We start from the raw sequence: 11,903 nt of genomic DNA on the forward strand, positions 1-11,903 counted from the left end.
CCTCACCGGGGCATCGCTTAGGCTCTGCCCCAGCCACCGCGCTTTTTCGGGGATGCAACGCTGCATTATGGGCCGCGTGACGTATCGCTGCCGAACAGCCGGCCGCAGGCGCGGCGAATGCGGCGCGATTCGGCTATCAGCGAGGGGCCGGGGTCGGACCAGCGAAAAAAGGGGAGCGTCTGCCGGTGACCGAGGCTCCTCAGCCACGCCAGTAAGGTGAGTTCCCCGTTGCGATGCAGCTCGCGAAAGGCCTTGAAATCTTCCAGCGGATACCAGAGCCGCACGCCGCTCCGAAAGTTGGCGAGCCGCGGCGGCCGGCGACCGAGGACCCGCTCGTAAACGAACCAGGCCAGATCGAAGCCGCAGTCGGCCAGCAGTCCGTTGGCGGCGGTGAACCGGGCGTTGCACTCGATCAGCTTCAACCGGCCGTCTCGGTCGTCGAGCTTGAACTCCACGTTGGCCAGACCCTGCAGGCCGACGTGGCGGAAAAGCCGCAACGCCAACTCGCGGATCTCCGGCACGTGATCGGTAATGTGGTAGCAAGCCGCGCCCATGCCGGCGGGCCAGCGGCGGATGATCCGCTTGGTGAAATCGAACAGCGGTCCGCCCGTCTCGTCGAGATAGGTGTAGTAGCTGCAGAGCCGGCTGTCGGGACCGCCGATCCGCTCGACAAGGAGCATTTCGATCTGCGCGTCGCAGACGGTGCGAAAGGCCTGCGCGAGCTCGTCGTGATTCTCGGCGACGAGGAATTTTCGCCCAAAGCGTTCTTCGAAGACGTGCGAGAGTTGAGGCTTGACGATCAGCGGAAACACGAGCTCGTGGCGGATGTTCTCCAGCTCCGCCAGCGTTTGGGCGGTCCAGAACCGCGGCGTGGGTACGCCCGCCGCCACCGCGGCCTGGTAGGTGCCAAGCTTGTTCAGCATGGCCGCCTGGGCCTGCGGATTGGAGATATCCAGAAGGAACTTTTCCGCCAGCAGGGGGCGATGGTCGAGGATCAGTTTGATGGCCGCATCGCTGGCCGCCAACAGCACGCTGCCGCGCCAGGCATCGGACTCAGGACCCGTCAACCACTGCTCCCACGATTGAGGTGATGCGCCGGCCTCGGCCAGCCAGCGGGCATAGCGGGAACGGCACACGGGTGCGCCCGGCTCGTTGACGGCGCAGACCGGTATGCCTCGACGACCCAATGAGCGCGCGATCGACAGCGCATTCGCCCCGCCGCCGACCACGATCACCGGCGGCCGAGCGACCGTCTGGCACGGAGGGCGTGGAATGGCGCGGCGCGTTTCTCGTTGATCGGCGAGAGAGATCGACATTTTGGATTTTGGATTTTCGATTTTGGATTACGCGCCCGCATGGACGCATTCGCGATCGGCAAGACACGCACAAGGCTGTCGCTGAAGCAGGTGGTTCAGGATGTCAACGGCGATGGCGCTCGGCCCGCCCTGGCGGTGATAATGATAGTACAGGCCGGGAGTGGTATTCACTTCCAACACGACGCCGCCAACGTCGGCCAGCGGGCGAGCGGGATCGGGGGTGATGATGTCGACGCCGGCCAGCCGAGCGCCCACGGCGCGGGCGGCATGCGCGCCCGCCTCAATCACCGCCGGGCATAAGACGTGCCCGGCCGCCGAGTTCTCGTCGGCGGAGTTCTCGTTGACCGCCGTTTTGAGACGCACGCGACGACCCGCGGCCGGCACCGAAGCCACGCTCAGACCCTGAACGGCAAGCGTGTGCCGCATGTCGAGATCGCAGGTGATCAACGTCTGTGCCGCCCGCGCACCGTCGGCAAGCCGCGAGCGATTGAGCCGCTTGACCAGTGCCCGCACGCTCGACCGGCCATCGCCCGTGACGGCGGGCGGCCGCCGCAAGACCGCTTCGAGCAGCACGCCGTCGAAGTAGAGCAGGCGATAGTTGTCGCCCTCGATTTGCTCTTCGATGCAAAGCTCGCGGCCGTGCATGGCGGCCCGAGCGGCGGCCCACCTGAGCTGACGTACTTGACGAACGTGGGTGGTGACGCCTGCTCCGGCTCCGGTGCCCGCAGCCGGCTTGACGACGCAGTTGCCGGCAATCTGGGCCAGAAAATCGGCCGCCACGTCGAGCGAAGATAAGTTGAATTGCCGGCAGCGCGGCACGGGCAGTTGCTCGGCCGCCAAGAGCCCGAGCACCATCGGCTTATTGCCGGCACGATGGAGGGTGCCCTCGTCGTCGGCCTCCGTCCAGTTCTGTTTGACGCGCGTCACGAACCCCGGCAAACCTATCCGCAGGCTTCCATCGGGCAGCGAATCAGTTTCGGCGCCGATCGCCGCAGCCGCTTGCCGCCAAACGGTTTGGTAGAAACTCGCCCGATGCGCCTCCATACGCCGCACCGCGCCGCTACGGCGGCGAAGCCTTTCGAGCGCCCACCAGACGGCCGCAACCGGCCTCAACGCGATTGAATAGCATTCCATTGTTTAACCCTCAACTCTCCAAAGCCGTCACGAGATGCATTACCGCGGTTTCATCGTCCGCGATCGGGCAGCCGTGTTCGAGCAATAAGCGGTCGACCCATTCGTTTGAGAACTCGCCGCGCCCCACGGCGGCCAGGTAGGCCGCGTTGCGGGCATCGTGCTCGTCGAGCCGCAGCAACACCTCTTCGATAATGTCTTGAGGCACGACCACAATCCCGGTCGCGTCGGCCACAATCGCGTCGCCCGGACTGACGACCGTGCCGCCGCAGACCACCGGGTAATTGATTTCTCCGGGGCCGCGATGAAGCGGCCCGACGGGCGTGGTGCCGCGCGCGAAAACGGGGAAGTCGAGATCGAGGATGCCCGGCAGGTCGCGAATCAGGCCGTCCACAATGAACCCGGCCAGCCGGCGATGCCGGGCCTTGGTGCAGATGATGTCGCCGAGCACCGCGTTCATTGTCGAAGCACGGGCATCGATGACCACCACTTCGCCCGGCCGGGCCACGTCGAGCGCCTTGTGGACCATCAGGTTGTCGCCCGGAAACACCTTGACCGTACACACGGTTCCGCAGAGCCGGTGATGGCTGCCGGTCAGGCAGGCGATCGCCGAATCGACCGAGTACAGCCGGTTCAAGAGGTCGGAGATGTCGGGTGTGGCAAAGCGGGCCAACTGGCGGACCAACGACGCCGGAGGGTGCGGGTGATCGAGCCGGATGCGGAAGCCCGGACCGGGATGCAATTCGGCGGAAATGGGTTTGGTTGCCATGAGGAAAAGGGTTCAGGGTTCAGGGTTCAGGGTTCAGGGTTCAGAGTTCAGGGTTCAGGGTTCAGGGTTCAGGGGTGCAATTCGGCGGAAATGGGTTTGGTTGCCATGAGCGTTCTTCAGATTTTGGATTTTGGTCTTTGGCTTGCGCCCAAGTCCCAAGTCCCAAGTCCTAAACACGACACGTATTCAGTTGACGTTCTGCGGCTGCCTCGATTGGCCGTAATGGATTGTCCAAAGCGATGACCTCGATCAGATCGTCGATCTCGAACAGGCCGTGATCGACGGCCAGGGCGTACTGGTGCAAATGGGTCTCAGCCAGTCGCGCCGTCCAACGCCGTACTCCGGCCACGACCTCGGGTTCCAGACCGAGATCGCGAAGCGTCTGCTCCAACTCGCTCATTTCGTCGGCGCGGCGGACGGCGTGTCGTGGATAGGTCGGCAGCATGCGCGCGACCGGCGCCACCACGCCGGGATACCAGTCGCCGCAGCCGGCCAGAAACTCGTCCAGCAACGATGCTTCGCGCGCCGCCAGTGCCAATTCGACAAACAGGGCGACCAAGCCTTTTGAAACGCCGCCCATCAACATCTTCATGGCCGAAGCGCGACCGGGTTCGCATCCCAGCCACCGAGTCTTGATAATGTCTTCCAATAAATCCCCTACGAACGCCGCTTGCGCTCCACTGAGATAGACGACGCCGTGTTCAGGCAGTCGCCGCGATTGGCCGTGAATGGCGGCGTCGACGAACTGCATGCCGCGCTCCTCGACAATCTCTGCGATGGCCCGTGCCGTTCGAGGGGCAATGGAGTTCGCGTCGACGTAAATCGCGTCGGGCTTGAAGTCGCACTCGGCGGCGTGCCTGGCCGTCGACGCGGCGGCCGCCGGCGGCACCAGCGACAGCAGCACGTCGCTGGCGGCGACGACGTTTTCCAGCGAGCCGAGCACTTCCAGCCCGGCGGCGGTCGCCAACCTCGCCGTCTCGGTGCTCCGGCCGTCGACGGTGGTCACAACGCGGTATCCGGCGCCGGAAAGCAACCGTCCCAGCGCGCTGCCCATCTCGCCCGGATACAAAACCCCAATGGTTGCCAAATTGGACGTGCCTTGCATTGCTTATCCCTCAGTAGACAAAAGAGTGCCGACGAAAAGAGGTCTTTGATTGTTTGCGTCATCCGCCACGGGCCGGCCGAGCTTCGATGTATGGAGCTGCTCCAAGACGTCCTGAAAGCGGTCGATCATGTTCCGCATTGAATGGTGTTCGACTACCTGCCAGCGTGCCTCTTGGCCCAGGCTCCGCGCCAGCCGTGGATCGCGGAACAACTCCACGACGCGGGCCGACAGAGTCGCCGCGTCACCCGGCTCGGCCAGATAACCGACTTCGCCGTCGCGCACCGTCTCCGGTACGGAACCGACGCGTGTTGCCACGACCGGCTTGCCGCTCGCCAGCGCTTCGAGAATCGAGATCGGGTTCGCTTCGATGTGCGACGTCAACACGAAGACATCGAACAGAGCCAGCAAATCGGGCACGTCGGCGCGATTGCCCAGGAAGTGGACGGAGTCGGCCAGACCGAGTTGCTCGACATGGGCAGCGAGGCGGTGACGGTCCGGCCCATCGCCGACGATCAGAAACTGAGCATCCTTGACCTGCTCGCGCACCAGCGCGGCCACGCGCAAGAAGAGATCGTGATTCTTTTCGCGACTAAGTCGGGCCACGATGCCCGCCACGGGCGTCGCCGGCGGCAGCCCGACTTCGCCACGCAGCTTTTCGTCGGCCGGACGCGGCCGGAAACGTTCCGTATCGACTCCGCTGGCGACGACGTGTACCCGGTGTGCGGGAAGCTTTTCGACGTCGATCAAATAACGTCCGTGCGGCGGCGCAACGGCCAGGAAGGCGTCGGTCAGCGGCGTGAGCAAGCGGTTCAGCCTTCCGATACAATCGGGCCAGCCCGTCGAGTGCAGCCAGGCGGCGATCACCGGAACACCTGCCAGCCAAGCCGCGATGCGTCCCCAGAACATACGATCGCCCGCACCCACCGTGACGACGACGTCGATCTGGCGTCGGCGGAGAAGGCGCGCCAGGCGCACCACGACGGCGACGTCATACTTATGTCGGAGGAGATGGTGAAAGACCGGCACGTCGTCGGGCACTTGCGGCGCGAGAGGACCATCGGCCTTCAGGCAGCAGATTTCGGGCAAAAACCGGCTGCGATCGAGGCCGCGGACCAGCTCGATTTGCAGTGATTCGGCGCCGCCGACGAACAAGGACGTGTTGACGAACATCAACCGCAACGGTTCTGCTCTGTAGGGAACGCCCTCCGTGGCGTTCCGCGGCGCGCGGGTTGACGCCGACGCCGGGTCCGCGGAACGCCACGGAGGGCGTTCCCTACAGATGGCTGCGGCCAGCAGCTTCCTGCGGTATCGCGCGAGCGTGGCGGCGATCTCTTGCTTCTCGGCCCGATCGAACACCAGGCCGGTGCCGGCGGCTGCCAGGCCGACGAGGAGCAATGCCGCCATAGCCCACCAAGGTCCGAACCACAATACCAACGGCATGGCCGACACCAGCCACGTGCCCGGATGGAGCGCGAACCCATGAGCGTGGCTCAACCCATAAACCACGAGCAACAAGACAACATGGGCGGCGCACGTGCCGTAGGCCACGCCGTGAATCCCAAAGCGCGGCGCCAGAACGAGATTCAAACCGATGCTCGCCATCAGGCCCACTGCGTAGGCCACGCTGACTAAAACGGCCCTTTCGGCGCACCACAAATAACTCTTGGCCAGACAAACCAGGCCGGACCAGCAGGCATACGCCAGGGCCAAAGAAAGGATGGCGGGCGCCGCGTGGAATTTGCCGCGCAACGCCCAGTCGAACAACAGCGGCGAGAAAAACAGGACCGCCGTGGCGGCGGCAACCAGGCCGATGCCCGTCAGTTTCAACAGCAGATTGAGCCGCTCCGAGACCGCGGCTCTGGGGCCAACTTCCCAATCGTGGCTGAGGAACGGCAGGCTCACCGTCGCCAATAAACCGCAGACATTCATCAACAGCGTGGGCACGATGCGTGAGCTGTAGTATTCGCCCACCATCGACAACGAGTCGGCGGCGGTTTGGCCCGAGTGGTGCAGCAGGATGTACCGATCGGCCATGCCGAACAGGTTGCCCAGGGCCTGCGAGAGCCACAGTGCCGCGGCGAACGGCACGACTTTCGGCCAGATTGTCGGTTGCCCCATCGCCTGGTCTTGTCCCGCGGGCAGCGAGCGCCACAGCGGTCGTATCCACCACATCGCCACCAGCGCCGAGAGCAGGCAGGCCGAGGCATAAGCCAGCACGACGCTGAGCACGCCGGCCTGCCAGCCCGCAAGCAAGGCCACGCCCAGCGCGGCGAAGACGAGCGTGTTGAACAGTTCCAGACCGCTGGCCAATCGCTGCATGCGCAGCGAGATCAACAGCTCGGTGATGAGATTATAGGCGACCAGCGTCAGCAGGGCGAAGGTCAGCGCCAACACCTGATCGGTGCGATCGGCGCGGCCGAAGATAAAACTCGAGAACCAGCCCCGGTTCATCACCACGGCGGTACACGCGGCGATGGCCAGCACCGAGGTAACCCCCAGGATCCGTCGCAGGAACGGTCGCAGTTGGCCGCGCTGCCGATAAAACGAGACATAGCGGCCAAGGCAGCCGGGCAAGCTCAGCACGGCGACGGGAACGGCCAGCGTCAAAAAGCTGAAGGCCATGTCCCACTGGCCCAGCTCTTCGGCCGAAAGCCAGAGGCAAAACAGCACGTTGCGCGCGAAGCCGACGAACCGCTGGACCACCGTCATCGACAGCAAAATGACGAGGCTGTCGGCCAGGCGATCGGCCTGCGGAACGTGTTTCGCCCTGAGAAGCGCTGGCGTCATCGAATTGCCCCCGAAACCGCCGCCTCGCGCGGCGGCAATGGTTGTTGATAATCGAACCGCTCGATCCGCCGCAAATGAAGAGGATCGATCGACGCCCAGTTCTTGAGGCGGATGATCTGGCCGTCGACGCAGCGCCGTTGAAGGTGAAAGGCGTCGTCGCCGGGAAAGTTGTAGCCGCCGTAGGCGGAACAAACGCCGGCATAACCCGCCTCGCGGGCCAGGCGAAATGCGGCCGCGGTCAGGTTCTGGTGCAGGCCGAACGGAAACGCGAAATAACGGACCGGTACTCCCAGGGCGGCTTCCAGGTCGCTGCGCGCGATGACCAGCTCGTCGAACAAGCGCTCGGCGTCGCAGACGCGGCCCAGGTCGACGTGGGTGCGCGTATGCGCGCCGATCTCGATGCCCGCCGCGGCCAGCGCCCGCAATTCACCGAGACTGTTGGGAGCAAGGTAGTTGCCCATGGCGCGGTCGTGCTCGAAGGCGGCACCGTCCAGCACGGGGTGCGTCGAAACGAAATAGGTGCAAGGGATGCCCAGTTCGATCAAGAGCGGCAGGGCCCGCTCGCAGTTGACCGCATAACCATCGTCGAACGTCAGGCTCACGCTGGGCCGGTGGTTGGCGCCCGATTCGATGCGGCGCTGGGCCTCGTCCAAGGAGATCAAATCGAACTTCTCTTTGAGCCAAAAGATGGCCTCACAGAATTCGGAGGTGCGCGTGGTCCAGTTGTTGGCGCGATCGTCGGCGATACGATGGAACACGGGCACGACAATCGGCGCGCGTCCCCGGCGCATCCATTCGTGGACCGTGCGGCGACGATAGCTGCTAGTGCCGCGGAAATAGAGCTGCAGCAGCAGGCGTTTGAGGGTATCCATGATTTCACGCTAGGTAGTGAGACCAACTTCGCCCTTGGGAGCCGTCACCTGACGCCCGAGGAGCCAAACGAATGCCCACCCGTCACGCGCGTAGCGCCCCAGCAACCGTCGTGGTTCCGTTGCTACGCGATGCATCCATTCCAGGCCGGTCCGCCGCATCCAAAGCGGCGCGCGCGGTTTCTCCGCGGCCAGGAAGTCAATCGTGGCCCCCACGCACAAGGCCACCGACACGGCCAACCGCTGCCGATGAGCATGCACCCACAGTTCTTGCTTCGGAGCGCCCAGGCCGACGATCAGCACGTCCGGCGAGGCGCGGTTGATGTCGGCCACAATTGTTTCATTCACGCTCGGCTGGCGTTCGAAGCCCGGCGGCGGCGAATTGGTGCCGACGACCCTCGTTTTCGGCCAGGTCGCTTCGATACGCTGCGCGGCGCGCTCGGCCACTCCCGGCGCGGCCCCTAACAAGTAGGCTCGGATGCCGTCCCTCGGCTGTGCCGCTTCGAACAGCCGCGGCACCAGATCGCTGCCGGCCACACGTCCGGGCACCGGACGTCGCAGGAGGCGGGCCGTGAGCAGTACCGGCATGCCGTCGACGAGCACCAAGTCGGCATCGCGGTAGACGCCGCGCAGCCCGGCGTGGCGGTCGAGCAGCACGGTGTGGTTCACGTTCGGCGTCACGACGAAGCGGCACGCTCGCTGCCGCGAGGAAATCCACGCCAGCACTTGGTCGACGGCTTCGTCCATCGTCAAGGGATCGACTTCGTAATTGAATAACCTGACGCGCGGTTTCATGTTTTGTTGGTTTCCCCTGGCTGCGCCTCACCGTAGGGTGGGACCAGCGAGCTTGCGAGCGCCGGCCCACCATTAGCGACGTCCCAATCGTCGGTGGGCCGGCGCTCGCAAGCTCGCGGGTCCCACCCTACATTCCCTACGTTCAGGACCTCCTCATACACGTCGGCCACGCCGGCCGCCATGCTGGCGTCGGAGTAACAACTCCGTTGTTTGCGAAGCGCATGCAGGCGTAGTGGCTGCGTGTCGATCTCGCCCCCCATCGCTTTGTGAATCACCGCGGCCAGACCGACGGCATCGCCGGGACGTGCCAACAGGCCGTCTACGCCGTCGACAATCAAATCGGTAATGCCATCGACGCGGGTTCCGATCACCACCACGCCCGCGGCCATCGCTTCCAAAGCCGACATCGGCATTGCCTCGCTCACCAGGCTGGGCAGCACGAGGGCGTCCATTTCGGCCAATTCCGCGTTCACGTCTTCACGAAAACCGGTCCACTCGATGAGCTCGTCGATGCCCTCGGTTTTCGCCAGACGTTTGACGGACTTTTCGTATTCGGGCGATTGGAAACGGCCGACGGCGCGAAAGCGGACCGGGCAACCCTGCTGCCGCAGAAGGGACAGCGATCTCAGCAACACTTCCAGCCCCTTGCGCGGCCGGAACAGCGCAATCATCCCGATGGTCGGCGGCCGCTCTGCCGAGGCAACGGACCGGCGCACCGGCACGCCGTTGGGGGTCAGTCGCAATTGGCGTGGCGAATAGCCGCGACTCAGCAGGTAACGGTGCAAGCTGGCCGAGACGGCAAGCACTTTGGCGGCCGGATACGTGGCCAGCCGCTCGACGACCAGATTGAGCCGGTCTTGCCACCGCCGGCGGCCGACTTCGACGGCCGTTTGACAATGAACGTGGTGTATCAACGGAACGCCCGACAGGCGGGCCGCCGGCAGGCCGACGAGCGCCGTGCGCGGCGTGTGTGTATGGACCAGCCTGTAATTGCCGTCGCGAACGATGCCTGCCAGCCGGCGCACCGGCGACAGGTCGAGCTTGCCTCGCATGGGAAGCTCGAACAGCGGCGCCGCTTTCGCCCGCCGCGCCTCGGCAAAACGCCGCGGCTTGAGACAGGCGAAACCGACCTCATAGCCGTAATCGGGTAAGCGAAGCGCCAGCGTGTCCTGCACCCGTTCAGCACCGGCATAGTCCTCGCCGTTGATGACGTGCAACACACGCACGGGCGATCGCTTGACGGTCACCACACGATCGTTTTCAAGTTCAGCGAGAGAGGAAATCATGGTTCAATACGCTCCACGCCGGCTGAGCACGCACCAGGGCGTGACGGCCAGCAACTTGAGGTCGGTCCAGAGGCACTGGTGGTTGAGATACCAGACGTCCATCCGCATCCACTCCTCGAAACCGATCTCGCTTCGCCCCGAAACTTGCCACAGGCAGGTCAGGCCCGGCTTGACCGCCAATCGCTGCCGTTGCCACGGCTCGTACTGACGGACCTCCTGCGCCAAGGCCGGCCGCGGTCCCACCAGCGACATCTGGCCGAGCAACACGTTGAACAACTGCGGCGTCTCATCGATGCTCAGCGATCGCAGCAGCCGCCCGACGCGGGTGATGCGCGGGTCGCTGAAGTTCTTGAAGATCGGGCCGTCTTGGTGGTTGGCGATGGCCCGCTGCTGTGCCGCGGCTCCGACGATCATCGTGCGGAACTTGTACATCCGAAACGGCGTTCCCATCAGTCCGACCCGCTCTTGCACAAACACCGGCCTGCCCCTGGTGGTCCACATCAGCACCAGCCAAGTAACGAACATCACCGGCGACAGGAGGAGCAGAATCGCCATGGCGCCGAGCACGTCGATCGACCGTTTGGTGAACAAGTAAATCCACGTGCGATTGCCGGCCGGTACGAGCGGTGTGGAGAATGAATCCGATCGGGGCGGCGACCCGTTTGCGACATCGTCGAGTGCCGCAACGGCCGCTCGACGCGCGGGTGCTTCGACCGGCGGGGCCAACCGCGGTGATGGCGCTTCGAGCAAGGAAGTGGTCGAGGGTGACAAGGCTCGTTCCTTTCGCATCTTCGCTGGCAGGCCGACTCGCTCCGCGAGCTCGGCCCACCCCGACTTGATAGAGAGCGGCGTCCTCCTGCAGCCACTCGTTCATTCCTCATAACAACGTCGACAGACTAGGGAACGCCGGCGAAGCGGTTCTTCCACGGTTCCGTGGCATGAGAATGCCCATTGCCTGTCACGAGTTCGTGGTCGTCTTCACGCTCATGATTTCCGTGGACCGGTCTCTGCGACACCTTGCCCCCAACGGGCACCGGCATCGTGAGAATCACGATTCCCAAACCGGCCATCAGGCCCCCGGCGATTCCGATGGCGGCAATCGCCGGACGCCCCGGACCCAAGGGGCGCGACCCCGTATACGGCGTGCCGATGCGATCGATAAGGCTGCACTTGCGGGCGACGGCTTGCGTGGCCCGCACGTCCGCCAATTGCCGCTCGGCGGTTTCCAACAAGGCGCGTCGATGGGCCACTTCACTGCTCGCGCTGGCGTATTCCACGCGCCGCGCCGCGACCTCGCCCATGCCGCGTCGCATCTCTTCGAGTTGACCCTCGAGGTATTCCACGCGGCCGTCGGCGAGCTGGTTTTCGGCCTCGATGGCGTGCAGCGCCAGCGAGAGCTCCGTAAAGATCTTTTTCCGGATCATCTCCTCGGCCCGCCGCGAGACGATCACCTGAGGATGCCGCTCGGCCATCACTCCCAATAGTGAAGACGTTTTAAGCTGCACGTCGACCAGTCCGTCGGCCAGCCGCTTGAGATTGGGCTGGGCTTCGAACAACGTGTTGGGCGCGGTGACGAGTAATTGAGGATCGTCTTGGGCATCGCGCAACAACTTCAAAATGCTGCGATTGACGCTTTGGCGCGTGCGCGCCTGGCGGAGCTCGTTTTGCGACTCCGTGAGCTCGCGGTTAAGCTCGCTGACGCCCGCGGGCGACTGTTCCAACATCCGCAACTCGACGAGGTTGCTCCCCATGCCGCGTTCCATGTCGGCCAATCGTTGATTGGCGTTTTCAAGCTCTTGGGCCGAGAGCGATACGATCTCGCGCAGTTCGGCGGCCATGCTGTTG

At 64.5% G+C, this 11,903-nt stretch carries 10 protein-coding genes; all 10 read right to left on the minus strand.

Translation table 11 applies throughout. The features are described from left to right. Positions 1 to 65: 65 nt before the first annotated feature. Positions 66 to 1,316 (minus strand): ATP-grasp domain-containing protein, encoded by a 1,251-nt coding sequence (locus VNH11_16750; protein HVA48021.1) that lies wholly within the window; start codon positions 1,314 to 1,316, stop codon positions 66 to 68. Positions 1,317 to 1,343: 27 nt separating this feature from the next. After that, positions 1,344 to 2,450: a hypothetical protein gene (locus tag VNH11_16755; GenBank protein HVA48022.1), complete on the minus strand. Its 1,107-nt coding sequence runs from the start codon at positions 2,448 to 2,450 to the stop codon at positions 1,344 to 1,346. A gap of 10 nt (positions 2,451 to 2,460) precedes the next feature. Then, positions 2,461 to 3,216, minus strand: coding sequence for a hypothetical protein (locus VNH11_16760; protein ID HVA48023.1), 756 nt, complete (start codon positions 3,214 to 3,216; stop codon positions 2,461 to 2,463). Positions 3,217 to 3,385: 169 nt separating this feature from the next. Then, positions 3,386 to 4,321 (minus strand): NAD(P)-binding domain-containing protein, encoded by a 936-nt coding sequence (locus VNH11_16765; protein ID HVA48024.1) that lies wholly within the window; start codon positions 4,319 to 4,321, stop codon positions 3,386 to 3,388. A gap of 3 nt (positions 4,322 to 4,324) precedes the next feature. Next, on the minus strand, positions 4,325 to 7,108 hold the full coding sequence (locus VNH11_16770; GenBank protein HVA48025.1) for a glycosyltransferase: 2,784 nt from the start codon (positions 7,106 to 7,108) through the stop codon (positions 4,325 to 4,327). After that, entirely contained in the window at positions 7,105 to 7,980 is an 876-nt protein-coding gene (locus VNH11_16775; GenBank protein HVA48026.1) for a polysaccharide deacetylase family protein, read from the minus strand. The genes VNH11_16770 and VNH11_16775 overlap by 4 nt, the downstream gene beginning before the upstream one ends. 9 nt (positions 7,981 to 7,989) lie before the next feature. Further along, on the minus strand, positions 7,990 to 8,772 hold the full coding sequence (locus VNH11_16780) for a WecB/TagA/CpsF family glycosyltransferase (protein ID HVA48027.1): 783 nt from the start codon (positions 8,770 to 8,772) through the stop codon (positions 7,990 to 7,992). Beyond that, positions 8,769 to 10,058: a glycosyltransferase gene (locus tag VNH11_16785; protein HVA48028.1), complete on the minus strand. Its 1,290-nt coding sequence runs from the start codon at positions 10,056 to 10,058 to the stop codon at positions 8,769 to 8,771. The genes VNH11_16780 and VNH11_16785 overlap by 4 nt, the downstream gene beginning before the upstream one ends. A 3-nt stretch (positions 10,059 to 10,061) precedes the next feature. Further along, positions 10,062 to 10,829 (minus strand): sugar transferase, encoded by a 768-nt coding sequence (locus tag VNH11_16790; protein ID HVA48029.1) that lies wholly within the window; start codon positions 10,827 to 10,829, stop codon positions 10,062 to 10,064. Positions 10,830 to 10,954: 125 nt separating this feature from the next. Beyond that, positions 10,955 to 11,903: hypothetical protein (locus VNH11_16795; protein HVA48030.1), on the minus strand; the 949-nt coding region annotated here is incomplete at its 5' end.

The sequence above is a fragment of the Pirellulales bacterium genome, assembly GCA_035533075.1.
Taxonomy (GTDB): domain Bacteria; phylum Planctomycetota; class Planctomycetia; order Pirellulales; family JAICIG01; genus DASSFG01.

Bases quoted from the DNA above. Each gene is read 5' to 3' on its own strand.
- VNH11_16765 (HVA48024.1), bottom strand. From the start codon at position 4,321: ATGCAAGGCACGTCCAATTTGGCAACCATTGGGGTTTTGTATCCGGGC.
- VNH11_16785 (HVA48028.1), bottom strand. From the start codon at position 10,058: ATGATTTCCTCTCTCGCTGAACTTGAAAACGATCGTGTGGTGACCGTC.
- VNH11_16770 (HVA48025.1), bottom strand. From the start codon at position 7,108: ATGACGCCAGCGCTTCTCAGGGCGAAACACGTTCCGCAGGCCGATCGC.
- VNH11_16780 (HVA48027.1), bottom strand. From the start codon at position 8,772: ATGAAACCGCGCGTCAGGTTATTCAATTACGAAGTCGATCCCTTGACG.
- VNH11_16755 (HVA48022.1), bottom strand. From the start codon at position 2,450: ATGGAATGCTATTCAATCGCGTTGAGGCCGGTTGCGGCCGTCTGGTGG.
- VNH11_16760 (HVA48023.1), bottom strand. From the start codon at position 3,216: ATGGCAACCAAACCCATTTCCGCCGAATTGCATCCCGGTCCGGGCTTC.
- VNH11_16750 (HVA48021.1), bottom strand. From the start codon at position 1,316: ATGTCGATCTCTCTCGCCGATCAACGAGAAACGCGCCGCGCCATTCCA.
- VNH11_16775 (HVA48026.1), bottom strand. From the start codon at position 7,980: ATGGATACCCTCAAACGCCTGCTGCTGCAGCTCTATTTCCGCGGCACT.